Origin of the sequence: Saccharibacillus brassicae (assembly GCF_006542275.1) — a bacterium.
GTDB classification, from domain to species: Bacteria; Bacillota; Bacilli; order Paenibacillales; family Paenibacillaceae; genus Saccharibacillus; species Saccharibacillus brassicae.
The window spans coordinates 1,830,763-1,856,199 of sequence record NZ_CP041217.1 but is presented as its reverse complement, the minus strand read 5'-3'; the positions used below and the strand labels follow the sequence as shown (position 1 = coordinate 1,856,199).

Here is a 25,437-nt window from a genome sequence, read left to right as displayed (position 1 = left end):
ACCAATCATGCAGGAAGACACTTCAGGCAGAGACAGGAGCGCTTCAAAAACGGAAGGTCTTCTTGGTCCGGGACGTCCACAGAGTCGTTTCGGACAAAATCTAAACGTTTAACATTCAGTTTGCGGGAGCTGAGACGGTCGGGACGGGGGATGGCAGGCACGCGTTTCATAAAGTTTAGAGGGGGTCACGAACGATGAAAGCAGCAAAAAGACTGGGAGCAGGACTTATGATCGGGGCGTTGATGTTCAGCATGCTGGGCTGCGGAAACCCGGACACGAATGCCGGAGCCGGCGGTTCCGACAACGGCAAGGTCAAGATTTTGTATTCGATGTGGGGAAGCGCGGCAGACGGCAGCAAAACGCAGGAGGTCGCGGACAAGTTCAACGCTTCGCAGGATCGAATCGAAGTCGAAGTGCAGGCGGTTCCGTGGGAAAGCTACATGACCAAGTTGAATACGCTTGCAACGGCGGATCAACTGCCCGACTCGGGCATGATGAAGGAAGACGGCGTCATTCAATGGTCTACCGAAGGCATGCTGAACGACGTCAGCTCCATGTACGAAGGAAGCGAGAGCCAACCGCTTGAGAGTCTGGCGTACAAAGCCAACGGCAAGACGGTCGCGTACGCCGCGGCGAACGAAGTGCTGCTGCTGTATTACAACAAGGACATGTTCGACAAAGCCAAAGTTCCTTATCCGCCGGCCGTGCTCGACAAAGCCTGGACCTGGGACGACTTCGTGGCAACGGCCAAGCAGTTGACGATCGACAAAAACGGGAAGCATCCCGACGAGGCCGGATTCGATCCGCAGAGTATCGTGCAGTACGGCGCATCTGTCGAAAACCTGCCGTGGCAGTTGGAGACATGGGCGCTGAGCAATGGCGGAGGCTATTACTCGGCAGACGGCAAAGAAGTTCGGATCGGGGAAAAACCGAGCATCGATGCGATCCAGAAAGTCGCCGACCTGTACCTGAAAGATCACGTGGCGCCTCTGTCCGTCGGACAGACCGATGACGGCGTGCAGCGTACCGTCATTGCCGGCACTACCGCCATGGCTACAAACGGGGCCTGGAATGTAGGCACAAGCTTGAATACGGCCAAAGAAGAAGGACTGAACTACGGCGTAGCCGTGCTGCCTTACATGCAGGACAAAGTGACCATCAACACGGGCGGAGCCAACGTCGTCTTTTCCCAAAGCAAGCATCCCGAAGAAGCGATGGAATGGTTGAAATGGTACAACTCCGAAGAAAACAATTGGTCGCTGATCTCTTCCGGCATCTGGATGCCGACATTGGAGAAATGGTACACGGATGAAGCGTTGACCCGCAAATGGGTTGAGAATCCGAACTTCCCGAAATACGAAGAATACAAATCGGCTGTCGTGGACTATGCGCGTTCGTCCGCCGCAAGACCGGCCGCGTGGTTCTATACGAATAACACGACGGATTTCAATACGCTGCTCGGATCGATCCTGGGCGATGTCTGGACCGGGAAGAAGAGTGCCGAAGAAGTCATCACGCAAAACCTTGACGCTTTGAAAGCCGCGCACGCAGGCAGCAACTAAACAAGGCGGAAGGACCGCCGTGCGGCAAGCGGGGCGGTCCTTTTTTTAACGGAATAGAGAAAGGGGGAGCGCACTATGGGGACTCTTCGTAAAATCAAAAAAAGCGGGTTCCGAATTCTTTTCAGCGAGTCGGGCGTGGCGTACATCTGTTTGATTCCTGCGTTCATAGGGCTGTTATTTCTGACGTATCTGCCTCTGTTGGGCGTGGTGGGCATCAGCCTGACGAATTGGAGCGGATTAAGAAGCCCCGATTTCGTCGGTTTGGACAATTACGTCAAACTGTTCACGACCGATCCCTACATCAAGGATTCCATTATCGCGACGCTTTACTTTGCGGTAATCTCGGTGATCGGGAGCATGTTCTATTCGCTGTTCATCGCTCTGCTGCTCAATCGCAAAATACCGGGGAGGGCTTTTTTTAGAGCCGTGTTCTACGTCCCTTACGTGCTGCCGGCCGCCGCGGTCTACGTGGGATGGTCGTGGCTGTACGAAGGGAACTTCGGATTTTTCAACTACGTACTCTCCGAGCTCGGCCTGGACAAAATCTTGTTCATTGCCGACTCCAGTTACGTGATCCCGTCGCTGGCCCTGATTTCGGTATGGCTGTCGGGCAACTTGATCGTGATCTTTTTGGCGGGGCTTCAGAACGTTCCGGCGATCTACCATGAAGCGGCCGAGATGGACGGAGCCAACGGATGGCAGCGGTTTATTCATATCACGCTTCCTTCGATGTCGCCGATTATTTTCTACAACTTGTTGATGAGCCTGATCTTTAACATTCAGGTCGTTACGCCGGCGCTTGCTTTGACCAACGGCGGACCGGGCAATTCGTCGCGATTCCTGACTTATCTGATGTACGATCAAGCGTTCGTCAACCATAAGTTGGGGTACGCCAGCGCCACGACGGTCGTCATCTTCGCGATTCTCTCGGTCTTTACGTTCTTGTTGTTCAAAACGTCCAAACGCTGGATTTACAACGAAGGAGGCGACGACAAATGAGCACGGCCTCTTACACCCGCCTCACGAGCCAGAAGCGCCGGAAAAGAACGATGAACATCCTCACTTTTATCGCGGTGATCCTGCTGGCCGTAGTCGCTATTTTTCCGATCTGGTGGATCTTCCGGACGTCGCTCATGTCGAGTGCGGAAATCTACCGATACCCGCCTTCGTTGTTCCCTGACAAGTGGCTGTTCTCCAATTACGAGAAAACGTTGGAAGTGTTTATGTTCTGGAAGTACCTGTGGAACACGATGCTGATCATCGTTCCTTCGTGCCTGGCGGGAACGTTTACGGCGACGCTTTGCGGATACGCGTTTGCCAGACTGAGATTCCGGGGGAAAAACTGGATCTGGATGCTGTGCATCGGCTCGATGCTGCTGCCTCCGATGGTTACGCTCGTTCCGCTGTATATCGGCTGGACGCGGGGTCTCGGGGTGAGCGACAGCTATCTGCCGCTTATCATTCCGTACTTCTGCGGCGGCGGCGCTTTTAACATCTTCCTGATCCGGCAGTTCATGATGTCGATCCCCAAAGAGCTGGATCAAGCGGCCACGATCGACGGAGCCGGGTACTTCCGGATACTGTTCAGCATCCTGATGCCCGCGATCCGTCCGGCGATGATCGTCATTGCCTTGTTCATCTTCATTGGACTGTGGAACGATCTGCTGCAGCAGATGATCTATATCAACTCCAGCGAAAAATATACGATAGCGCTCGGATTGACCAACTTCAGGGGACAGCTGAAAAGCGACTGGGCTTTGACGATGGCGGCGACCTGCTTGTCTTTTGCTCCCGGAGTGATCTTCTACCTGATCGGCCAACGTTATTTCGTGGAAGGCATCACGCTGACCGGATTGAAGAATTGATCGACAGAAGGCTCAGCCTACCGCGTGGGCCTTCTATTATATGTATAGTCCACACAGTCGTCAGGTCAGGTCCAAAACGTCGGGTCCGCTTCATGAACGTCAAAAAGAAACAAGGAGGCTTGATGATGAGAGCGTTTACAAAACGGCTGATTTCGTTATCCCTTTCTTCCCTGCTGTTGGTTCAAATGGTACCGCCGCAAGCGAACGTGGCTTCCGCCGCCACAGCCAGTACCAGTACCCCGAAGGTTGATATCTCGAACCCCAGCCTGTCCGTCAAAATCGGAGGATTGGGACAGATCGAACAACTGTTTATCAAAAACAATCCGCTGAACAAAAACGCGCAGCCGATCAATTTCGTGCTGCCCAACGACACGCTGCCCCAGAACGGCGTCCAACACCAATGGATGGGCGAGATGCTGTTTTCTTACCGGACCGGCAATACGGCGCAGTTTCCGAATAACCGGAACGGATTCGTGGAAGTGGATACCAACAAAACGCTGGCGGCGGGAGGATCGACGACGGCTTCCAATCTCAATGCCCAGAATCCCTATATAAACAAAACCGCTTCATCCGACGGCAAAAAAGTCGAAATCAACTATATCGGACAAAATCTGAACTCTACCGTCGATCGGGCGATGAAAGGGTTCGACGTCAAATCCGTATTCGATATGGGTACGACCGACGGCTCCATGCAGTGGTCCATTACGGTCAAGAACAAAAGCAACAAATATATCGAATTCGGCGATATCGGCCTGCCGATGCCGTGGAACAACAAGTATCTGAACGTGTCGGACACGTATGACAACCGACTGACGGTACACAACTTTGCCGGTGCCGACAGCGGCTACAGCTATGCGATCCGCAACAGCGGCGAAGGCAACTTCATGATGTTCACCCCGGTGCCGGAAAGCGGCTCCCGGATCGAATACGTCGATTATTGGATGAACGAACAGGGCGAAGTCCGCTCCGGAGACAAGTTCTCCAACTGGACCGGCGACAGCGGCGGCTGGTTCCCGGGACTGAACGTGCTGTACATTCACTCCAAAGACATCCAAAAAACCGGTCGCGGGTACTTCAAAGACGCTACCAGCCTCGTTCTGGCGCCGAACCAGGAGAAAACGTACAAGTTCAAGTTTTCGGCCGTACGGGCGGGAGACAACCAGCCGCAGCAAAACGCCGCCAGCCCGAACAACGCTTCCACTTCCATGGAAGAACGGGAGCAGAACCTGCGGTCCGTCTTGTACAAATCGGGCATGATCGACGCGGTCGCGCTGCCCGGCTTCCAGACGGCCATCAACATGCCGGTCAAACTTGATCTGCATTACGACGACAAATTGGTCAACGTGCAGTCGATCGATATTCAAAACGTGCTGGAGAACGATCCGTTCGACGCCGGTCATATTCCCGCGATCAAGCCCGGCGAGACGCGGGAAGCCATGATCAACAACTCCCGTACCGGCCGCGGACTTCCGCAAGGCAATCCCGGCTATACGGAATCGTATGAGCGGCTGGAGACGAAGATCGTCAACGGAGAGCAGCATCATATTTATGCGCTCAAGTTCGGCAATCTCGGCAACAACAGCGTTCGCGTGAATTACAAGCTGAAAGTCGGCAGCCAGTGGGTCAACAAATTCACGCAGTACGAATTCAACGTGCTGGCCGAGCTGGACCAGACGACGGAAGCGCATGCCAAATTTATGGTGGAAAAAAGGCAGGATAACGATCCGAACAGTCCGACGTACGGCAACTATCGGGACTGGTTCCTGACGGACGGGCTCGATCAAAACGTAGGGCATTGGGGAGACGATTGGAGTCATGGCAGCATCAACTTCATGACGATGAAAAACTATCTGGCCCCCAACGAAGACGAGATCCGTTCCATCGAACGGTATTTGATCGATTTTATGTGGGAACGCTTCATGAAGCATACCCATGACAGCTTTACCGTAGCGAACTGGCTCAGGGATTCGGGATCTTTTACCGATAAAGACAAACCGTATTCCCGCGAATTTTCCGAGATCATGGTCGCAACCGGATTTTTCAACATGTACCGGATCCAGAAAGCTTATCCTCACCTGCTTGAATACCGCGAATCGCCGCAGTATTATCTGGAAAAGGCGTATGGCATCTACTATAACCGGATTTCGAGCGATGCGGTCGGATACTACGGCGAGCAGCAGATTCCGGACATGATCGAAGCGTTAAAAGAAGAAGGCATGAATACGGAATACGAAAACCTGAAAAACAAGTTCGCCCTGACCAAAGGACGGAGCATGACGTTTGCCCCGTATCCTTATGGCTCGGAATTCGAATACGACAACACGGGCGAAGAAGGCGCCTATGCGGCGGCGAAGGCGCTTCGCGCCTATTATCCGCAGGACGGCCAGGCGGCTGAAGCCAAGCGCAGCATGCAGATGGCCGACTGGAAAACGCGGGCGATGCGCGGGCTCCAACCGAACTGGTTCCATTATTCCGTTCCGGTATTCCGCGGCGGCGAAGGCTGGTGGAACTTCCAGTACACGGCGTCGCTGGCCGGCTACATCATGGATGACTGGCTGCGGTATCAAGCGGACGGCCGAACGCCTGCCCAGACGGCGGTCGCGCAGCAGCGCAACTATGCGGCGAAAATTTCGAACTTCAATGCGATCAACATGGGGCAGATCTCCTCGCAGTCTGTCGGCGGCACGTCCTGGAGATATTCCATGTACAAAGGAGGCACCGGTACGAAGAACGTATTCGACGAAGGCTCCCGCGTCATGAGCAACGGCTGGAACGATTTTTCCGGCGAAGCCGGCGAAGGCCTGTACGGCTCCCTGCTGAGCATCAGCTCGGACGTCGTGACCGATCCGGTATTCGGGCTGTTCGGCTACGGAACGTTGGTTACGGATGACGGCAGCAGCTACAAGATCACGCCGAAAGACGGTTTTGGCAAACGGATCAACCTTCTTAACGAGAAGATCTACCTGGTCTCGCAAAATGAAAAAATCCAAAACGCCGAAATCAAAAAAGACGGCACCTTATTTAAGCTGTCTCTCGTGAATCTCGACAAAAAAGAGCACGCTTCGAGAATTCGTATGGACGGAGCCGGACTGCAAAATGGATACTATACGATGAAGCTGAACGGACAAACGGCCGGACAGTTCTACGTGAACAACAACAAAGGAACGGCGATGTTCCAAATGACCGGCGCCCCGACGGCGGAATTGACGATCGAAAAGCTGACTTCGGGTACGAACCAGGCACCGCAGGTGAAAGCGGAGGTCTCGACGCCTGCACCGCAGGCGCTCAAATCGTTCATGCTGAACGGAATCGTAAGCGACGACGGCGCTCCGGACGGCAAGCTGACGTACAAGTGGGAAACGGTACGTACTCCGCAAAACGCCAAGTTAACTTTTGGCTATCCGAATGCCAATACGACCAAAGCGACCGGCACGCGGGCAGGCAGCTACACGGTCAAGATCACGGCTGCCGACGGTCAGAAGCAAAGCTCCAGCGAATTGACGTTCCAGCTGGCCGCTCCGCAGGACAAGCAGCCTCCGCAGATTAGCGAAGCGGCAGCCGTTCAAGACGCGAACAACGAAAGCATTGTCGTCTTGTCCGGCAAAGCGATCCCGGACCCTGTCTACGGAGCCGCGTTCGAGCCCCAACTGACGTATGCCTGGACGCTGAAGTCCAAACCGGCGAACGCAGGCGAAGTGAAAATCGTCGGCGCCGACAAGCCGACGGCCTATGCACGGGTAAGCAAAGCGGGCTCCTATACGTTTACGCTCACGGCAGGCGACGAAGGCAAGATATCAAGCAAAGACGTGACGATCTCGCTTGCGGCCGACCCTTCGGCCGTCTATCGGATCGCAAGCAGCATTACGGCAAAAGGAACCGCTCCGGCGCTCCCGAACGCGATCAGCGTGTTGTCGGATGCCGGTTACAAGGAAAGTCCGATCCGATGGAATCCGGTTGATCCGCGCAGCTATGCGAACGCCGGCAGCTTCACCGTGCGCGGCACGGTTCAAGGCAGCACCGACGAAGTCACCGCTGCGGTGTTCGTGGTCGAAGGGCCGATCTCCAACGCGGCCTTGACCGCCACGCCGGCCGCAAGCTATATCAGCAGCGGCGGCGCTTTTATCGAAGCGTTGAATAACGGCGTCGAACCGCGCGATTCCGGAGACTTCTCGCCGAATCGCGGCGCTCCGAACATGGCCTGGCACACTTGGGAAAGAGAAGGAGACCCGGCTTGGGTAACGTACGAATGGGCGCAGCCGATTCTCGCTTCCTCGACCGATATGTACTTCTTCCAGGATCCGTCCGGCAACTTCCGTCCGAAAGACATCAAGCTGACGCTGCGCGGCGAGGACGGCAAATGGTATACGCCCAGAGCGCTGCGCGGCGTGGACAATCAACTGAACAAATACAATACGGCGACGTTCGAGCCTGCCTACATTACGGGCATGCGGCTGGACATGAAGCCTTCTGCCAGCGGAGTCGGTATGTTGGAATGGAAAGTGAACGGCTATGCCAAATCGGCAGGCCCAGCAGCAGGTACAGCGGTAGGCAAGCCGGAATTAACCAAACTGCTCAATCATGCCAACGCTTTGAAAGCCGCGCAGTTCGTCGACGAAGGCCTTGCGCCGATCTCGGAAGCCAAAACGAACGCTTCCGCCTTGATCGAGAAGCCGAACGCGACGGAAGCGGAAATCGCTCTGGCGTACGACAAGCTGTTGGCCGATCTGAGACTGCTGCGCCCGCTTGATCAGAATATGGCGTACGCGGCTTCGGTCTCGACGAGCCATACTTCTCCGTGGGAACAGCTCGGGGCGGTCAACGACGGCCGATATGCCCAAAACGACGCTCCGAGATGGGGCACGTGGGGACATGCGGGAGCCCAAGAGTGGGTGCAATACGACTGGCCGCAGGGAGCCGAGATCGCCCAATCCGACCTGATCGTCTGGGCGGACCAACAAGGCATTCAAGCGCCGACCCAATACGAATACTCTTATATTCCGTTCGATAGTCAGACGGGCGAATGGGTAACGGCGGCGACGATCGACGCCAACATTGCCGCCGTGCCGAACACGCCCGCCGGTTCGTCCAACCTGCACGAATTCGACCAGCCTTTGCGGGTCAAAGCGATGCGCGTAACCCTGACCAAGCCGGCAGGCGGCAGCGCGGTCGGCGTCGGATTATGGGAATGGATCGTGACGACGCCGGAAGGCCAAGCACAGAACCGAAGCCGGCTTCAGGAACAGGAACTGACCAAAGAGCAAGAACTCAATAAGGGAAAAGAACCGAACCTGACAGAAGGAAAAGAAGAAGCGCCGAGTGAGAAACAGCAGCCGGTGCCGAGCCAAGAACCGAACAAAGCACCGAATCAAGAACCGAACAAAGAACCGGCCCAACAACCGGAACCGGTTCGGGAAGGGACGCTTCCGCAAGAAAAGCCGCTGGATCAGCCGGCACCCGTTCCGGGCAGCTAACGGAGCGGCTGCACACCTCTGGCAGCTGAACAAGCGGGACGATCGTCAAATCTCATAAAAAGTACGGAAAAACATCATGTTTTTCCGTATTTTTTTGCTTTTGGATTTATTTTGTTTGGGAAAAGATAAATATGGGTATGTGGTGGAAGGAAAACAGACATAAAGGAGTGGATGAGAAATATGAAGCAAAAGAAAAATGCGAAAACGGCGTGGAGGCGGATCGGCGTGCTCGGAATCGCAGGGCTGCTCGCTTGGCAGGCTCCGGCGATGTACCCGGGAGCGTCGAACACCGTTTACGGCAGCAGCGCGATTTCCGCGCAATCGCTGCAGGGGGTCAAACCGCAAAATTCGGTGTCCGTGACGGCTTACGGAGCGATCGGCAACGGCAAAACCGATGCTCTGGCTTCTTTTAACCAAGCGATCAAAGCCGCCCGCAATCAGCGTAAAACGCTGTACGTGCCGCCGGGCAACTACCTGCTCAGCGGGATGCTGCAGGTCACGGGCGTGCAGATCGTCGGAGCGGGTGCGGAGCGGACCGTGCTGACGTCGACGAATCCGGCCGCCGGATCGATTAATCTCAAAGGCAAAAATCCGGAATTGAGCCAGCTGACCCATGTATACAAAAATACGGGACGGCGCGACGGTTCCGATAACAAGAACAGCGTGACGGTACTGGGCGCTTCGGACTTTGCGATTCGCGACGTGCGGATTATCGGCGCCGGCACGGCCGGCATTCTGGTCCGCGACGGTGCGACCGACGGCGTCATCGCCGGCAACGTTATCAAAAGCACCCGGGCCGACGGTATCCATATCACAGGCGGCAGCAGCCGCATCACGGTCGAAAACAATACGGTGAAGCAGACCGGCGACGACGCTATCGCCGTAGTCAGCTACCAAAAAGACGCAGCAGCGACGAGCGACATCGTTATTCGGGGCAACTCGGTCGGCTACGCATCCAAGGCGCGGGGCATATCGGTCGTCGGCGGAAGTTCGGTCACGATCGACAAAAACGCGATCAGCAACACGGAAATGGCCGGCATCTACATCGCGGTCGAACGACATTGGAATACGCGAAGCGTAAGCGGCGTGAACGTGAGCGGCAACAAGATCGTGAATGCGGGAACCCGTCCGACCGACGACCATCCGAACGTGCTGGTGTTCGCGGATCAGGGCAGCATCGACGAAGTCCGGTTTACCGGCAACCTGATTTCCGATTCGGTCAATGCGGGCATCGGTGTATGGGGAGACGGGCAAATCGGCAATATTTACTTCACGTCGAACCAGATCACGAATCCGGGCGGATCGGCCACGACGTTCAAAAAAGGCGAGATCCATGCCGAAGGCAACAGCGGATTCTAAGCGGAATTCACCATGGAACGGGGACTGCGGATTTCCGCGGTCTTTTTTTGCTTTCGATTTCCTGCGGCGCTTGGCAATTCAAAAAAACATGATATAATATATACAAAGTCAAAGAAAGTCAAAGTCAACGGAAAGAATATTCGTACAAGACTCTGTGACACGCCGCAAACGGACGGTGCCTCAAAAAAACCAGACGTTTCTTCCTTTTTGCGGAAGGGTTATTTTAAGAGTAGGCTCCACATCCGGACAATAGGCCGAGCGGCGGCTCAGGCAGATAGTGGAGGGTGGATCGATGCGTAATATTTCCGATATCATCGAACATTATTTAAAAACGGTACTGCAGGAAAGTCACGGAGGCATGATCGAGATTCAGCGCAACGATTTGGCCGATCGCTTTTCCTGCGTGCCTTCGCAGATCAATTATGTCATCAGCACGCGTTTTACGTTGGAAAAAGGGTATCTGGTCGAAAGCAAACGGGGCGGAGGCGGCTATATTCGTATCCAGCGGATCGATCTGCCGATGCATTCCGAGCTGCATGCCCACGTGCACGAGACGATCGGCAGCGAGATGAGCCAATCCGCGGCCGAAGGCTTGATCTACCGGCTGGTGGAGGCGAACCTTATCACCGGGCGCGAAGCGGCGCTGATGCGTTCGGCCGTTCTGCGCAATACGCTGCTGCTCAAGCTTCCTTACCGGGACGAGATGAGAGCGCGCATCATGAAGGCGATGCTGATCGCTTTGATGGGACAATCGGACTGACCGGAACTTTTGTTGTTCGGGCGTTTATTTTGCGAAGGAGGTGGGCGAGTGCTTTGTCAGGAATGCCAGCAGAGGCCCGCAACCCTGCATTTTACGAAGATCATCAGCGGCGAAAAAAACGAATTCCATATTTGTGAGCACTGCGCAAGGGAAAAAGGCGAGATGCTGCCCGGCCATTCCGGCGGCTTTTCGATCCACAATCTGCTGTCCGGCTTTCTCGATTTTGATATGGCCGGCAAAACGCAGTCCGGAAGCGCGGCGCAGGCTCCGCGGCTTCAATGCGAAGAATGCGGGATGACGTATGCGCAGTTCCGCAAAATCGGGCGGTTCGGATGCAGTTCCTGCTACAAGCATTTTGACGGCAAGATCGATCCGCTGCTCAAGCGCGTTCACGGCGGTACCGTGCATGTCGGCAAAGTGCCGAAGCGCGGAGGCGCCGACCTGCAGGTGCAGCGGGAGATCGAGGCGCTCAAGCAGGAGTTGCAGGAACGGATTGAAAAACAGGAATTCGAAACGGCCGCGCAGCTCAGGGACCGCATCCGCGAACTTGAACTGAAGCGGTCCCAGCGGTAGAGGAGGAACCGAACCATGTCGGATTTTGCGTTTACGGAACATGCGCTGAGCAGTTGGATGAAAGCCGAAGGCCAGGACTCCGATATCGTGGTCAGCAGCCGGGTGCGTATCGCGCGCAATTTGCGGGCGCTCCCGTTTCCGCTCGTGGCGAGCGAAGAGCAGGCCGAGGAAGTGCGCGTCCGGCTCGTCGAAGCGGCCGAACAGGCGTCAGGAGAGCTCGGGACGCTGCACGCGATCCGGCTCGACGAGCTGAACGAGATCGACCGGCAGGTGCTGGTCGAGAAACATCTGGTCAGTCCGGCGCTCGCCAACGAGTCGCAGGAAGCGGCCGTCGTCCTCAGCGACGACGAATCGCTCAGCATCATGGTCAACGAAGAAGACCATCTGCGTATTCAATGCCTGTACTCCGGCTTTCAGGTCAAGCGTGCCTGGGAGCGGGCGACGTCGGTGGACGACGTGCTGGAAGCTTACGTCGATTACGCGTTCGACGACCGGCGCGGGTATCTCACCAGCTGTCCGACAAACGTGGGCACGGGGCTCCGGGCGTCGGTCATGGTCCATCTGCCCGCTCTCGTCATGACCCACCAGATCGGCCGCGTCCTGAACGCGGTCTCCCAGGTGGGACTGACCGTTCGCGGCATCTACGGCGAAGGCAGCGAAGCGCAGGGGAATCTTTTCCAGATCTCCAACCAGATTACGCTCGGCCAGAGCGAAATCGAGATTGTGGACAACCTGGAAGGAATTGCGGCCCAGATCATCGAATATGAACGTCAAGCACGCAGCAGGCTCGTCGCGGAGTCCAAGATCCGGTTGTACGACCGGGTCATGCGCTCGTACGGCATTTTGACCCATGCCGCGATCATCGACGGCAAAGAAGCCGCTCAGCGGCTGTCCGATCTTCGGCTGGGCGTCGATCTGGGCTGGATCGAAAAGTTGACGACGACGCTGCTGAACGAGTTAACCATTTTGACGCAACCTCATTTCCTTCAGAAAACGTTCGGTGCTACAATGAATGCAGCGGAGAAAGACATGTACCGGGCGCAGCTGATCCGGGATAAGCTGGTCAAAAGCAAGGAATAATACCCGGTTCGGCGGTCGGATCCGTATTCGGCCTGGAGCTTACTACTTTGTGGAGGTGCTTTGTATATGATGTTTGGCAGATTTACGGAACGTGCGCAAAAAGTGCTGGCTCTTGCCCAGGAAGAAGCGGTAAGACTCGGACATAACAATATCGGCACGGAACATATCCTGCTCGGTCTGATTCGCGAAGGCGAAGGAATCGCGGCCAAAGCTTTGATCGGCCTCGGCCTCGGACTGGAACAAATCCAGAACGAAGTCGAGACGCTGATCGGGCGCGGCCAGGAACAGCCGACCAATATCGCCTATACGCCGCGCGCGAAAAAGGTCATTGAATTGTCGATGGACGAAGCGCGTAAGCTCGGCCACACGTATGTAGGCACGGAGCATATCCTGCTCGGCCTGATCCGTGAAGGCGAAGGCGTAGCGGCTCGCGTGCTGAACAACCTCGGCATCAGCCTGAACAAAGCCCGCCAGCAGGTGCTGCAGCTGCTCGGCAGCAGCGAAGCGGTATCGAGCCACCACGGCACGCCGGCCAACGTCAGTACGCCTACGCTGGACAGTCTGGCGCGCGACTTGACGGCCTATGCCAAAGACGGCAATATCGATCCGGTCATCGGCCGCAGCAAAGAGATCGAACGCGTGATCCAGGTGCTCAGCCGCCGGACCAAAAACAATCCGGTGCTGATCGGCGAACCGGGTGTCGGCAAGACCGCGATCGCGGAAGGCCTGGCGCAGAAAATCATCAATAACGAAATTCCGGAAACGCTGCGCGAAAAGCGCGTCATGACGCTCGATATGGGCTCTGTCGTGGCGGGCACCAAATACCGCGGCGAATTCGAAGACCGCCTCAAAAAAATCATGGACGAGATTCGCCAGGCGGGTAACGTCATCCTGTTCATCGACGAACTGCATACGCTGATCGGCGCAGGCGGGGCGGAAGGCGCGATCGACGCGTCGAACATCCTCAAGCCTTCGCTGGCGCGCGGAGAACTGCAGTGCATCGGGGCGACGACGCTGGACGAATACCGCAAATATATCGAGAAAGATGCCGCGCTTGAGCGCCGGTTCCAGCCGATCAAGGTAGAACCGCCTTCCGTGGACGAAGCGATTCAGATTCTCCACGGCCTGCGCGACCGTTACGAAGCGCATCACCGCGTCAAGATTACGGACGAAGCGATCGAACAAGCCGTCAAGCTGTCGGACCGTTACATCACGGACCGCTTCCTGCCGGACAAAGCGATCGACCTGATCGACGAAGCGGGTTCGAAAGTCAGACTGAACTCCTACACCGTACCGCCGAACCTCAAGCAGCTGGAAAATCGTCTCGACGATATCCGCAAAGAAAAAGATTCGGCCGTGCAGAGCCAGGAGTTCGAGAAAGCGGCTGCGCTGCGCGATACCGAGCAGAAGATCCGCGAAGAACTGGAAATGACGCGCAACCAGTGGAAAGAAAAGCAGGGACGTACCGATTCCGAAGTGACGCCCGAAGATATTGCGGACGTGGTGGGCAGCTGGACCGGCATTCCGGTCAACAAGCTCAAGGAAGAAGAGACGGACCGCCTGCTCAACATGGAAAGCCTGCTGCATGACCGGGTCATCGGCCAGGACGAAGCGGTCGTCGCCGTCAGCCGGGCAATCCGCCGCGCCCGTGCCGGCCTCAAAGATCCGAAGCGTCCGATGGGCTCCTTCATCTTCCTCGGCCCTACAGGCGTCGGCAAGACGGAGCTGGCGCGTGCGCTGGCCGAGTCGATGTTCGGCGACGAGAACGCGGTCATCCGCATCGACATGTCCGAGTACATGGAGAAGCATTCGACTTCGCGCCTCGTCGGAGCGCCTCCGGGATACGTGGGCTATGAAGAAGGCGGCCAGCTGACCGAGAAAGTACGCCGCAAGCCGTACTCCGTCGTGCTGCTGGACGAGATCGAAAAAGCGCATCCGGAAGTGTTCAACATTCTGCTGCAGGTGCTGGAAGACGGACGCCTGACCGACTCCAAAGGCCGCGTGGTCGATTTCCGCAATACGCTGATCATTCTGACGTCCAACGTCGGCGCGGACGCGATTCGCCGCAATTCGACGCTCGGCTTCACGGCCGCGGTCGACAGCGGAGCGGAATACAAGAACATGAAAGGCAAAGTCATGGAAGAGCTGAAGAAAAGCTTCCGTCCCGAGTTCCTGAACCGGATCGACGAAAGTATCGTCTTCCATTCCCTCGACGAGAAACATATCGCCGAGATCGTGACTTTGATGTCCGAAGAACTGCGCAAACGCCTGAACGAATACGGCGTGAACTTCAAGCTGACCGACGCCGCCAAAGCGTTCCTGGCCAAGGAAGGTTACGATCCGGCTTACGGCGCGCGTCCGCTGCGCCGGGCGATCCAGAAGCATATCGAGGACCGTTTGTCCGAAGAACTGCTGACGGGCCACGTCTCCAAAGGCGATTTCTTGATGATCGACGAGAAAGACGGTGCGCTGTCCGTCGAGAAAGCCGAAGAACAGCCGGCCGTATCGGTGGAGAAATCGGAAGAATAACGGTATTGCCGGAACGAGCGCAGCCGACTGCGAAGTTCCGTTCTCCATACTACCCAGCCCGGACCGGGCGATGCTGCGCGCTTTCCCGGTCTGCCGGCGGCCTAAGGCCGGATCGCGGAATTTTTTCCGCGGTCCGGCTTTTTCGCGCAGCGCCGGATTTTGCCAATTCGTGAACCCTTACTTTTGGAAGCAATAAATGATAAACTTTTAAGGAAGAGCTTTCCGCATTTGCCGGAGGCGAGCGGACGGTTTCGGACTGCCGGAAGACCGGCGAGAGAGGAGATCCATGGCCAAGACGAAAACGAAGTTTTATTGCACCGAGTGCGGCTATGAGTCGCCGAAATGGTACGGAAAATGTCCCGGCTGCCAATCGTGGAATTCCATGGTGGAAGAAACGGTCAGCAGCAGCGTGAAGACCCAGGGGATGGGCGGCATGAATTCTTCCCTGCTGCAGGGTACGCAGAAGCCACTGTCCATCGTGGATATCGAAGGCGGGCAGGAACCCCGCGTAGATACGAAGATCGGCGAACTGAACCGGGTGCTCGGCGGGGGCATGGTACCCGGTTCGCTGATTCTCGTCGGCGGCGATCCCGGCATCGGCAAATCGACGCTGCTGCTGCAAACGTCGCATTCGCTTGCGGCCACGGGACTCAAAGTGCTGTACATTTCCGGCGAGGAATCGGTGAAGCAGACGAAGCTGCGCGCCGAGCGGCTCGGCGCGCTGTCGCCGCAGCTGTACGTCCTGTGCGAGAGCAACATGGAGCAGGTCGAGCTTGCGATCGAACAGATCGCGCCGGACTTCCTCGTCATCGACTCTATTCAGACCGTGTACCAACCGGACGTGACGAGCGCGCCGGGCAGCGTCTCGCAGGTGCGGGAATGCACGGCCCGGTTCATGCGGATTGCCAAGAACGGCGGCATCGCGACCGTGCTGGTCGGCCATGTCACGAAGGAAGGCGCAATCGCCGGACCGCGGATGCTGGAACATATGGTCGACTGCGTCTTGTATTTCGAAGGCGAGCGCCATCACACGTACCGGATTTTGCGGGCGGTCAAGAACCGCTTCGGATCGACGAATGAAATGGGCATTTTCGAGATGCGCGAGGAAGGCCTCGAAGAGGTCACCAATCCGTCGGAGCTGTTCTTGTCCGAGCGGGCCATGGGCGTATCCGGCACGACCGTCGTCGCCAGCATGGAAGGCACGCGTCCCGTGCTGGTCGAGCTGCAGGCGCTGGTCGCGACGACGCATTTCCCTTCGCCGAGAAGAATGGGCACCGGCATCGACTACAATCGGCTGAACCTGATCATCGCCGTGCTGGAGAAACGGATGGGCCTGTACATGCAGACGCAGGACGCCTACGTCAACGTGGCGGGCGGCGTCCGGCTGGACGAGCCGGCGGTCGACCTGGCCGTGGCGGTCTGCATCGCCTCAAGCGTCCAGGACAAGCCGACACGGCCGTACGACGTCGTCTTCGGCGAGATCGGCCTTACCGGCGAGGTGCGGGCCGTGTCGCGGGCGGAGCAGCGCGTCAAGGAAGCGTTGAAATTGGGATTCAAACGGGTTATTTTGCCCGCGAAAAGTTTAAAAGGATGGAAGCACCCGCAAGGGATCGAGCTGATCGGCGTAGAGACCGTTTCGCAGGCGCTCAAAGCGGCGCTAGAGTAGGGCGTTGACCGCAGGGTCGACGCAAGGGGAGGCAGGCAATGAAAGAATCGGAATCCGTAAAAATGAATGAACTGCTCAAACTCGTCGCACCGGGAGCGCCTTTCCGCGACGGGCTTGAGAACGTGCTGCGTGCCAAGACCGGCGCCCTGCTGGTTGTCGGCTACAGTCCCGAAGTGATGGAAGTGGTCGACGGCGGCTTTTCCATCAACTGCGATTTTTCGCCGAACTATTTGTACGAGCTGGCCAAAATGGACGGCGCGATCATCTTGAGCGAAGACCTCAAGCGTATTCTGTACGCCAACACGCAGCTGATCCCGGACTCGGCGATCTCGTCGTCGGAGACGGGCATCCGCCACCGGACGGCGGAGCGGGTCGCCAAGCAGACCGGCAAGCTGGTCGTGTCCATCTCGCAGCGCCGCAACATCATCACGCTGTACCTCGGCAACCTGCGGTATACGCTCAAAGAGATCGGCGTCATTCTGACCAAAGCCAATCAGGCAATTCAGACGCTTGAACGGTACAAGGCGGTGCTGACGCAGGCGTTGACCAACCTGACCGCTTCGGAATTCGAAGAGCTGGTCACGCTGACCGAAGTCGTCGGCGTGATCCGCCGCGTCGAAATGGTGCTGCGCATCAAGACGGAGATCCAGCGCTACATCAGCGAACTCGGCAACGAAGGCCGGCTGATCTCCATGCAGATGGAGGAGCTGGTCGGCAATACCGAGCGCGAAGTGCTGCTGCTGCTCAAAGACTACACGGCTCAGCCCGGCGATGAGAAAGCGAGAGAAATTCTCGCTTCGCTGCGCCGCTCGACCGACGACGAACTGCTGGATGCGGCGCATATCGTGCGTCTGCTCGGTTATCCGGCTTCGACATCGCCGGCCGACGAGATGCTTACGCCGCGCGGCTACCGCGTGCTGAGCAAGATTCCGCGCCTGCCGAATGTGATCGTGAACAACCTGACCGAACATTTCGGCAGATTGGGACAGGTCGTGAAGGCGGAGCTGGAAGAGTTGGACGAGGTCGACGGTATCGGCGGAGCCCGGGCCCGGACGATCAAGGAAGGCCTGCGGCGCCTGCAGGACCAGGTGTTTATCGATCGCCAGGTGTAACCGCCGCATGATCCGAAAAGCGTCTTCCCAGGGAAGGCGCTTTTTCGCCGTGCAGGCCCGCGATTTTTTCGGATCGGCGTTTTCGGGGCTGCCGTGTAGTTTTCGCCCCCTCCCGGGGGTATACTAAAGAGACGCGAAAAAAGCGAAACGGGCACAAAGGCGGGCGGGAAAATGGAACGAAACTTGAGCGTGATCGTGGTCGCGGCCGGCCGCGGTTCTCGCATGGGCACCAAAGAAAGCAAGCAGTTTCTTGAACTGGGCGGACGTCCGCTGTTTCTCCGATCGGTCGAAGCGTTCGGGCGATTCGGCGCGACCGCGGAAATTATCGTCGTGACCGGGACCGCCGACGTCGAGCGCTGCGCCGGGTATATCGAAGAAGCGGGCTGTCCGCTCGTGAAGACGGTCGTGGCCGGCGGATCGGAGCGTCAGCATTCCGTGTACGAAGGCTTGAAGGCGGCGTCCTTCCCCTGGGTGATGGTCCACGACGGCGTGCGGCCGTTCGTCCGGGAGCGGGACATCGCGGCCTGCTACGACGAGATGCGGCGCAGCGGGGCGGCCGTACTGGCCGTGCCGGTCAAGGACACGATCAAGACCGTCGAAGCCGGCAGCCGGATCGTCGATACGCCCGACCGCAGCCTGCTGTGGGCGATCCAGACCCCGCAGGGGTTCCGGACGGAAGAACTGCTGCGCGCGCACGAGCTTGCGGCCGGCGAAGGCTTCCTCGGCACCGACGATTCGATGCTGGTCGAACGTCAGGGCATCGCGGTAAACGTGGCCCGGGGCGATTACGCAAATATCAAGATTACGACGCCGGAAGATTTGGATTATGCGGAGTTTTTGCTTCGGGCGGAAACGAAGGAGAGAACATGATGATCAGAGTGGGACAAGGATTCGACGTGCATCAGTTGGTGGAAGGCAGGCCGTGCATTATCGGGGGCGTGACCATTCCGCATGAAAAAGGACTGCTCGGGCATTCGGACGCCGACGTGCTGCTGCACACGATCAGCGACGCCATTCTGGGCGCGCTGGCGCTGGGCGACATCGGCCGCCATTTTCCGGATACCGATCCGGAATTCAAGGACGCGGACAGCCTGAAATTGTTGGAACACGTATGGAAAATGGCGGAAGAACGCGGGTACTCTCTCGGCAACGTGGATGCGACGATCATCGCGCAGCAGCCGAAAATGGCGCCGCATATTCCGCAAATGATCACCGTGATCGCCGGGGCGCTTGGCGCGGACGAGTCGCAGGTCAACGTCAAGGCGACCACGACCGAATGGCTCGGTTTTGCCGGACGGGGCGAAGGCATCGCGGCCCAGGCCGTTGTCTGCTTGACGAAGGGTATGCTATCATCTTGAAAGAGTTTTAGAAACGATACGGGAGGCACACAATCATGACTCAGGAAATACGCGTACGTTACGCACCGAGCCCTACGGGCCATCTGCATATCGGCAACGCCAGAACGGCGCTGTTCAATTATTTGTTCGCGCGCAGCCAGGGCGGCAAGTTCATCGTGCGGATCGAAGACACGGACGTCAAGCGCAACGTTGTGGGCGGCGAAGAAAGCCAGCTCAACTACATGAAATGGCTCGGCATCGAGTGGGACGAAAGCATCGACGTCGGCGGCGAATACGGACCTTACCGCCAGACCGAACGGCTTGATATTTACAAAAAATATTGGCAGGAGCTGCTCGACAAAGGGCTGGCCTATTTGTGTTACTGCACCGAGGAAGAGTTGGAAAAAGAACGCGAAGAGCAGATGGCCGCGGGCGAAACGCCCCGCTATTCCGGCAAGCACCGCGATCTGACACCGGAGCAGCGCGAAGCTTTTGCGGCGGAAGGCCGCGTGCCGAGCGTACGTTTCCGCGTGCCGGCGAACAAGACGTACACGTTCGACGATATGGTCAAAGGCGAGATTTCTTTTACCACCGAAGATACGGGCGACTTCGTCATCGTGAAGCGCGACGGCATTCCGACGTACAACTTCGCCGTCGTGCTTGACGACCACCTCATGAAGATCAGCCACGTGCTGCGCGGGGAAGACCATATCTCCAACACGCCGCGCCAGCTCATGATCTACGAAGCGCTGGGCTTCGAGCCGCCGCGCTTCGGCCATATGACGCTGATCGTGGGCGACGACCACAAAAAGCTCAGCAAGCGCAACGAGTCGATCATCCAGTTCATTTCGCAGTACGAAGAACTCGGTTACCTGCCGGAAGCGCTGTTCAACTTCATCGCGCTGCTCGGCTGGTCCCCGGAAGGCGAAGAAGAGATCTTCACGCGCGAGCAGCTGATCTCGATCTTCGACGCCAAGCGGCTGTCCAAAAGCCCGGCCGTGTTCGATCCGAACAAACTGGCGCATATCGACAATCATTACATCAAACACGCGGACGCGCAGCGGATCGCCGACCTCGCCATTCCCCATCTGCAAAAAGCGGGGCTGCTGCCGGACGAGCTTGACGCCGACCGTCGGGACTGGGCGGAACGCCTGGTCGAGCTGTACCGCGAACAGATGAACGCCGCTTCCGACATCGTGGCGCTGTCCGAGATGTTCTTCCGCGACGAAGTGCACTTCGGCGACGAAGAGCGCGAAGTGCTGGCGGACGAAAAAGCGCCGGTGGCGCTGGGCGCTTTCCTGGCCAAAGTCGAAGCGTCCGACGAGTTCTCGCCGGAACGCATGGCCGCGCTGATCAAGGAAGTGCAAAAAGAGAACGGCATCAAAGGCAAGCAGCTGTTTATGCCGATCCGCGTCGCGCTGACCGGGCAGATGCACGGACGCGACCTCAACCGCACGATCTACCTGCTCGGCAAAGAACGCGTCATCGAGCGCCTGAAGGCGCAGACGGCCTAAACGCCGCACGATTCCGATTGTCAGACCGCGGCGATTCGTTTATAATGGCTAAACAACATCTATCCGATCACGCCTTTAATCGAATATTTCTATAGCGAAGAACAGGAGAAGTACGTCGTACGCCGAATCCCCCAGAGAGGACGGCCGAACGTTCCCTGCCCGTAGAGGCAGAGGACGCGGGCTGGGAACCGTCCGGAATCGGCAGACCGAAATGCGCCTGGGAGCTGCGGATTCGAAGCCCGTCTTTTTGCGAAGACGCGGTCTAGAGTCCGCCGGCCGGTCCCCGTTACGGGCTTTGAACGAGATGGACGCCGGTCGACGGCCGTCCAAGCAGAGTGGAACCGCGGTCTAACGCCTCTGCAGCATAATGCTGCCGGGGCGTTTTTATTTTGGGCAATGGAAGCGAGGAAGCGTAATGTTCAAATCGGTCAAGTCCGATATCCGTGCGGTATTCGACAACGATCCGGCGGCGAGAAGCATGTTTGAAGTCGTGTTCACCTACTCGGGCCTGCATGCGATTTGGGCGCACCGGGTAGCGCATAAGCTGTACAAGTGGCGGCGGTTCACGCTGGCGAGATTCGTGTCGCAGGGCAGCCGCTTTTTTACCGGAATCGAGATACATCCGGGCGCGACGATCGGACGCCGCCTGTTTATCGACCACGGCATGGGCGTCGTGATCGGCGAGACGTGCGAGATCGGCGACGACGTGGTCATCTATCAGGGCGTCACGCTCGGAGGCACGGGTAAAGAAAAAGGAAAGCGGCATCCGACGATCGGCAACAACGTCGTGGTCGGATCGGGCGCGAAAGTGCTCGGTTCCATCACGATCGGCGACCAGAGCAATATCGGTTCGAATTCCGTCGTCCTCAAGGAAGTGCCGCCGAACAGTACGGTCGTGGGCATTCCGGGGCAGATCGTCCGGCAGCACGGGCGCAAGGTCGACCGGCTGAACCACCAGATGCCGGACCCTTCGCACGACGCGATCTGCGAGCTTCGGCGCCAGATCGGGGAGCTGCAGCAGGAACTGGAACAGGTGCGGCGCGGCGGGTACGAAGAACGTCCGCGCGCGGCAGGCGGAGACAATCGGGAATAAGCAGCGAGAACGAGAGAGGAACGTGAATGGAATGACCCTGCAAATTTACAATACGATGACGAGAGAAAAAGAAAAGTTCGTGCCGGTGGAGCCGGATAAAGTGAACATGTACGTGTGCGGTCCGACCGTATACGACTATATCCATATCGGCAACGCGCGCCCCGTCATCTTTTTCGACGTGGTACGCGCTTATTTGGAAGATCGGGGCTATGCGGTCAATTACGTGGTCAACTTCACCGACGTGGACGACAAACTGATCCGCAAAGCGGAAGCGATGGACACGACCGTGCAGGAAGTGGCGGAGAAATTTATCGCGGCGTATTACGAAGACCTTGAAGGACTCGGCGTGGAAAAAGCGACCCTGAACCCCCGCGTGACGGAAAACATGGACGACATCGTCGCTTTTATCGGCGAACTGGTGGAGACCGGCCATGCTTATCCGAGCGGCGGCGACGTGTATTTCCGGACGTCCAGCTTCGAGGAATACGGCAAGCTGTCGCGCCAGAACCTCGACCAGCTGCAGTTCGGCATCCGGATCGAAGTCGACGCGCGCAAAGAAAACCAGGAAGACTTCGTGCTCTGGAAAGGCGTAAAGCCGGGCGAGATTTTCTGGGAAAGCCCGTGGGGACCGGGACGTCCGGGCTGGCATATCGAATGCTCGGCGATGGCCCGTCGTTATCTGGGCGATACGCTCGATATTCACGGCGGCGGACAGGATCTCCAGTTCCCGCACCACGAATGCGAGATCGCCCAATCCGAATGCCTGACCGGCCACCCGCTGTCCAATTACTGGATGCATAACGGCTACGTCAATATCGACAACGAGAAAATGTCCAAGTCGCTCGGCAACGGCATCACGGTGCAGGATCTGCGCGGCCGTTACAAAAAAGAAGCGCTGCGCTATTTCGTCCTCTCGACGCATTACCGCAACCCGCTCAACTTCAGCCAGGACAATATGCAGCAGGCGCTCAACAGCGTGGAGCGGATCGAGAACGCCGTCGCCGGCGTACATCACCGCCTCGGAGCGGCCACGGACGCTTCCGGAGGTGTCACGCCGACGCTGCGCGTCAAGCTGGACGCCGTGCTGAACGATTTTTACGCCAAAATGGACGACGATTTCAACACGCCGGATGCGGTGACCGCCCTGTTCGAATGGGTGAACGAAGCCAACCTCGTGCTGCGCGGCGAAGTGGCGCGCAAGGCCGACCTGGACGCGCTGCTTGAAGCATTCGCCAAGATGAACGCCGTGCTGCGCGTGGCGGCCGAACCGGGCGCCGAACTGCTGGACGAAGAGGTCGAAGCGCTGATCGCCGAACGCGTCGAAGCCCGCAAGACCAAAAACTGGAGCCGTTCCGACGAAATCCGCGACCTGCTGGCCGAACGCGGCATCGCGCTGGAAGACACGCCGCAGGGCATGAGATGGCGGAGAAAATAAGATGACCGGACACGACAGACAAGACGGAGCGGAGACGGGCGGGCCGGAACGGGAACTGCCGGAACAAGCGGCCCGTGCGGAGGAGCGGACGGACCTGCTGTTCGGCTTCCCGCCGTCCAAAGCGCCGGGACTGCTGCCGCCGATCGTGCTGGCCTATATCGGCGACGCGGTGTTCGAGGTCGCGATCCGGCAGTATCTGATCGGGCACACGAACCTGCGTCCGCACCACCTGCACCGCGAAGCGACGAAATGGGTCTCGGCCGGCGCGCAGGCCCGGATGCTGTTTCGCATCGAAGGGGAATTGACGGAAGAAGAAGCGGATATCGTCCGCCGCGGCCGCAACGCCAAGTCGGGCTCCATTCCGAAAAATGCCGACGCGCTCGACTACCGGCATGCGACGGCGCTGGAAAGCCTGGCCGGGTATTTGTATTACCGCGGTCAGGCCGGCCGATTGGAACAACTGATCCGCCTGGGGCTTGCGCCGGAGATCGAATCGGCGTCCGGCGGAGAGGCGGGCGGGTCCGAAGCGCCGGGAATGCCGGAATCGACAGAACCGCCCGAAGAGACATGAGACATCATCTTACAGAGCGGCGGCCGAACGCCGCCGGCGGAAGGGGAACGACAGCATGGAAGAAGAATTGATTGCCGGCAAGCACTCGGTCGCCGAGGCGCTCAGAGCCGGACGCAGCATCAACAAGATCTGGATCGCGGAGGGCACGCAGCAGAAGCAGATGCAGCCGATCCTGACGGAAGCGAAAAGCCGCGGCGTCGTCGTGCAGACCGCCGACAAGCGCAAGCTGGACACGCTCGTGCCGGGCATCCAGCACCAGGGCGTCGTCGCGCAGGCCGCGCCGTATATCTACGCGGAAGTGGAAGACCTGCTCGCCGCCGCGGCGGCCAAGGACGAAGATCCGTTCCTGCTCATTCTGGACGAGATCGAAGATCCGCATAATCTCGGTTCGATCCTGCGTACGGCCGACTGCACGGGCGTGCACGGCGTCATCATTCCGAAGCGCCGGTCGGCCCAGGTCAACGTCACGGTGTCCAAGACGAGTGCCGGCGCGGCGGAATACGTGCCGGTCGCGCGGGTGACGAACCTCGTGCAGACGATCGAGAAGCTCAAGGAGTCGGGCGTCTGGATCGCGGGTACCGACGTCCGGGCCGAAGGAGAGATCTACGACACGGATATTTTCAAAGGACCGCTCGCGATCGTGATCGGCAACGAAGGCGAAGGCATGGGCCGTCTCATTCGGGAGAAATGCGACGTGCTGATCAAGCTGCCGATGCAGGGCCGAATCAATTCGCTGAACGCTTCCGTTGCCGCAGGCGTCGTCATGTACGAAGTGCTGCGCCAGCGCGGCAGCAGAAAGTAGCGTGTAACGATGGCCGATTTGCGGGATGTGCTTCTGGTGGACGGCTACAACATGATCGGAGCCTGGCCCGACCTGGCTTCGCTGTCGCAAATCGACATGAATGAGGCGCGCGACCGCCTGCTCGAACGCTTGGCCGATTATCAGGCTTTCACGGGGCGGCGCGTCATCGCCGTGTTCGACGCTTACCGGGTACCGGGCAAAGGCCGGACGTTCGAGCAGGGACGGGTCGAAGTGTATTTTACCCGGGAAAAGGAAACCGCGGACGAAGCGGTGGAACGCTTTGCCGGGCAGTTTCGCAGAAAGCGGCGCGACGTGTACGTGGCTACGAGCGACTTCGTGGAGCAGAGCGTCGCGTTCGCGCAGGGCGCGCTGCGGATGCCGGCGCTCGAACTGCTCAGCGAAGTGGAGCAGAGCGAGCGCGAGATCAGCAAGCGGATCGCCGAACAGGCGCGGAGCGAAAGCCGCAATACGATTGACGGCAAACTGACGCCCGAGCAGCTGCGGCTGTTCGAACGCTGGCGCCGCGAATAGAAATCGCGGCACGGCGCGGAAGGAAGCGTTTTTTTGCAAGCGGTGACGCAAAAAGGAATTTTCCGGTATCCGCGCCCACTTTTAGGTGCCGCGCGGTTGACGTTGGAAGGTGACATAATATATACTGAGGCTAACTTTTACGACAGGCTCGAAACTTGCGCCGCGGCCGGAGGGATT

Annotated in this window: 19 protein-coding genes; all 19 read left to right on the top strand. The window is 58.1% G+C overall.

Annotated features, from left to right (window positions below; genetic code table 11):
- Nucleotides 1–194 precede the first annotated feature (194 nt).
- The 19 genes from FFV09_RS07880 to FFV09_RS07790 all read left to right on the top strand — a co-directional run bounded on the left by FFV09_RS07880 (nt 195) and on the right by FFV09_RS07790 (nt 25,260).
- Nucleotides 195–1,562, top strand: a complete 1,368-nt coding sequence (locus tag FFV09_RS07880; RefSeq protein WP_141447319.1) for an ABC transporter substrate-binding protein — start codon at nt 195–197, stop codon at nt 1,560–1,562.
- Between the two features lie 75 nt (nt 1,563–1,637).
- Nucleotides 1,638–2,561 (top strand): carbohydrate ABC transporter permease, encoded by a 924-nt coding sequence (locus FFV09_RS07875; RefSeq protein WP_141447318.1) that lies wholly within the window; start codon nt 1,638–1,640, stop codon nt 2,559–2,561.
- Nucleotides 2,558–3,427: a carbohydrate ABC transporter permease gene (locus tag FFV09_RS07870; RefSeq protein ID WP_141447317.1), complete on the top strand. Its 870-nt coding sequence runs from the start codon at nt 2,558–2,560 to the stop codon at nt 3,425–3,427. The genes FFV09_RS07875 and FFV09_RS07870 overlap by 4 nt, the downstream gene beginning before the upstream one ends.
- Before the next feature lie 125 nt (nt 3,428–3,552).
- Nucleotides 3,553–8,898 carry a DUF5695 domain-containing protein gene (locus FFV09_RS07865; protein ID WP_170314962.1) on the top strand — a complete coding sequence of 1,782 codons (5,346 nt, stop codon included), beginning with the start codon at nt 3,553–3,555 and terminating at the stop codon, nt 8,896–8,898.
- A gap of 180 nt (nt 8,899–9,078) precedes the next feature.
- A complete protein-coding gene (locus tag FFV09_RS07860; RefSeq protein ID WP_246098501.1) occupies nt 9,079–10,257 on the top strand; it encodes a right-handed parallel beta-helix repeat-containing protein in 1,179 nt (392 codons plus the stop codon).
- A gap of 292 nt (nt 10,258–10,549) precedes the next feature.
- On the top strand, nt 10,550–11,017 hold the full coding sequence (locus FFV09_RS07855; RefSeq protein WP_141447315.1) for a CtsR family transcriptional regulator: 468 nt from the start codon (nt 10,550–10,552) through the stop codon (nt 11,015–11,017).
- Nucleotides 11,018–11,065: 48 nt separating this feature from the next.
- On the top strand, nt 11,066–11,590 hold the full coding sequence (gene mcsA, locus FFV09_RS07850; RefSeq protein ID WP_141447314.1) for a protein-arginine kinase activator protein McsA: 525 nt from the start codon (nt 11,066–11,068) through the stop codon (nt 11,588–11,590).
- 15 nt (nt 11,591–11,605) lie between these two features.
- Nucleotides 11,606–12,670: a protein arginine kinase gene (gene mcsB / locus FFV09_RS07845; RefSeq protein WP_141447313.1), complete on the top strand. Its 1,065-nt coding sequence runs from the start codon at nt 11,606–11,608 to the stop codon at nt 12,668–12,670.
- 66 nt (nt 12,671–12,736) lie between these two features.
- Nucleotides 12,737–15,199 (top strand): ATP-dependent protease ATP-binding subunit ClpC, encoded by a 2,463-nt coding sequence (clpC, locus tag FFV09_RS07840; RefSeq protein WP_141447312.1) that lies wholly within the window; start codon nt 12,737–12,739, stop codon nt 15,197–15,199.
- A gap of 286 nt (nt 15,200–15,485) precedes the next feature.
- Nucleotides 15,486–16,865 (top strand): DNA repair protein RadA, encoded by a 1,380-nt coding sequence (gene radA, locus FFV09_RS07835; RefSeq protein ID WP_141447311.1) that lies wholly within the window; start codon nt 15,486–15,488, stop codon nt 16,863–16,865.
- Between the two features lie 38 nt (nt 16,866–16,903).
- Nucleotides 16,904–17,977: a DNA integrity scanning diadenylate cyclase DisA gene (gene disA / locus FFV09_RS07830; protein WP_141447310.1), complete on the top strand. Its 1,074-nt coding sequence runs from the start codon at nt 16,904–16,906 to the stop codon at nt 17,975–17,977.
- 171 nt (nt 17,978–18,148) lie between these two features.
- On the top strand, nt 18,149–18,847 hold the full coding sequence (ispD, locus tag FFV09_RS07825; protein WP_141447309.1) for a 2-C-methyl-D-erythritol 4-phosphate cytidylyltransferase: 699 nt from the start codon (nt 18,149–18,151) through the stop codon (nt 18,845–18,847).
- Nucleotides 18,847–19,335 (top strand): 2-C-methyl-D-erythritol 2,4-cyclodiphosphate synthase, encoded by a 489-nt coding sequence (gene ispF / locus FFV09_RS07820; RefSeq protein ID WP_141450385.1) that lies wholly within the window; start codon nt 18,847–18,849, stop codon nt 19,333–19,335. Before ispD ends, ispF begins: the two co-directional genes overlap by 1 nt.
- Nucleotides 19,336–19,370: 35 nt before the next feature.
- On the top strand, nt 19,371–20,828 hold the full coding sequence (gene gltX / locus FFV09_RS07815) for a glutamate--tRNA ligase (protein ID WP_141447308.1): 1,458 nt from the start codon (nt 19,371–19,373) through the stop codon (nt 20,826–20,828).
- A gap of 415 nt (nt 20,829–21,243) precedes the next feature.
- Complete coding sequence (gene cysE, locus FFV09_RS07810) at nt 21,244–21,921, top strand: serine O-acetyltransferase (RefSeq protein ID WP_141447307.1); 678 nt, start codon at nt 21,244–21,246, stop codon at nt 21,919–21,921.
- A gap of 31 nt (nt 21,922–21,952) precedes the next feature.
- Nucleotides 21,953–23,356 carry a cysteine--tRNA ligase gene (gene cysS, locus FFV09_RS07805; RefSeq protein ID WP_141447306.1) on the top strand — a complete coding sequence of 468 codons (1,404 nt, stop codon included), beginning with the start codon at nt 21,953–21,955 and terminating at the stop codon, nt 23,354–23,356.
- 1 nt (nt 23,357) lies between these two features.
- Complete coding sequence (locus tag FFV09_RS07800; RefSeq protein ID WP_141447305.1) at nt 23,358–23,927, top strand: Mini-ribonuclease 3; 570 nt, start codon at nt 23,358–23,360, stop codon at nt 23,925–23,927.
- Nucleotides 23,928–23,982: 55 nt separating this feature from the next.
- Entirely contained in the window at nt 23,983–24,729 is a 747-nt protein-coding gene (gene rlmB / locus FFV09_RS07795; protein ID WP_141447304.1) for a 23S rRNA (guanosine(2251)-2'-O)-methyltransferase RlmB, read from the top strand.
- A gap of 9 nt (nt 24,730–24,738) precedes the next feature.
- Entirely contained in the window at nt 24,739–25,260 is a 522-nt protein-coding gene (locus tag FFV09_RS07790; RefSeq protein WP_141447303.1) for an NYN domain-containing protein, read from the top strand.
- The last annotated feature ends 177 nt before the right edge of the window (nt 25,261–25,437 follow it).

What these genes read in the sequence shown, in the direction of transcription:
- FFV09_RS07880 (WP_141447319.1), top strand. Translation starts at nt 195, where the DNA reads ATGAAAGCAGCAAAAAGACTGGGAGCAGGACTTATGATCGGGGCGTTG.
- FFV09_RS07875 (WP_141447318.1), top strand. Translation starts at nt 1,638, where the DNA reads ATGGGGACTCTTCGTAAAATCAAAAAAAGCGGGTTCCGAATTCTTTTC.
- FFV09_RS07870 (WP_141447317.1), top strand. Translation starts at nt 2,558, where the DNA reads ATGAGCACGGCCTCTTACACCCGCCTCACGAGCCAGAAGCGCCGGAAA.
- FFV09_RS07865 (WP_170314962.1), top strand. Translation starts at nt 3,553, where the DNA reads ATGAGAGCGTTTACAAAACGGCTGATTTCGTTATCCCTTTCTTCCCTG.
- FFV09_RS07860 (WP_246098501.1), top strand. Translation starts at nt 9,079, where the DNA reads ATGAAGCAAAAGAAAAATGCGAAAACGGCGTGGAGGCGGATCGGCGTG.
- FFV09_RS07855 (WP_141447315.1), top strand. Translation starts at nt 10,550, where the DNA reads ATGCGTAATATTTCCGATATCATCGAACATTATTTAAAAACGGTACTG.
- mcsB (WP_141447313.1), top strand. Translation starts at nt 11,606, where the DNA reads ATGTCGGATTTTGCGTTTACGGAACATGCGCTGAGCAGTTGGATGAAA.
- clpC (WP_141447312.1), top strand. Translation starts at nt 12,737, where the DNA reads ATGATGTTTGGCAGATTTACGGAACGTGCGCAAAAAGTGCTGGCTCTT.
- radA (WP_141447311.1), top strand. Translation starts at nt 15,486, where the DNA reads ATGGCCAAGACGAAAACGAAGTTTTATTGCACCGAGTGCGGCTATGAG.
- disA (WP_141447310.1), top strand. Translation starts at nt 16,904, where the DNA reads ATGAAAGAATCGGAATCCGTAAAAATGAATGAACTGCTCAAACTCGTC.
- ispD (WP_141447309.1), top strand. Translation starts at nt 18,149, where the DNA reads ATGGAACGAAACTTGAGCGTGATCGTGGTCGCGGCCGGCCGCGGTTCT.
- ispF (WP_141450385.1), top strand. Translation starts at nt 18,847, where the DNA reads ATGATCAGAGTGGGACAAGGATTCGACGTGCATCAGTTGGTGGAAGGC.
- gltX (WP_141447308.1), top strand. Translation starts at nt 19,371, where the DNA reads ATGACTCAGGAAATACGCGTACGTTACGCACCGAGCCCTACGGGCCAT.
- cysE (WP_141447307.1), top strand. Translation starts at nt 21,244, where the DNA reads ATGTTCAAATCGGTCAAGTCCGATATCCGTGCGGTATTCGACAACGAT.
- cysS (WP_141447306.1), top strand. Translation starts at nt 21,953, where the DNA reads ATGACCCTGCAAATTTACAATACGATGACGAGAGAAAAAGAAAAGTTC.
- FFV09_RS07800 (WP_141447305.1), top strand. Translation starts at nt 23,358, where the DNA reads ATGACCGGACACGACAGACAAGACGGAGCGGAGACGGGCGGGCCGGAA.
- rlmB (WP_141447304.1), top strand. Translation starts at nt 23,983, where the DNA reads ATGGAAGAAGAATTGATTGCCGGCAAGCACTCGGTCGCCGAGGCGCTC.
- FFV09_RS07790 (WP_141447303.1), top strand. Translation starts at nt 24,739, where the DNA reads ATGGCCGATTTGCGGGATGTGCTTCTGGTGGACGGCTACAACATGATC.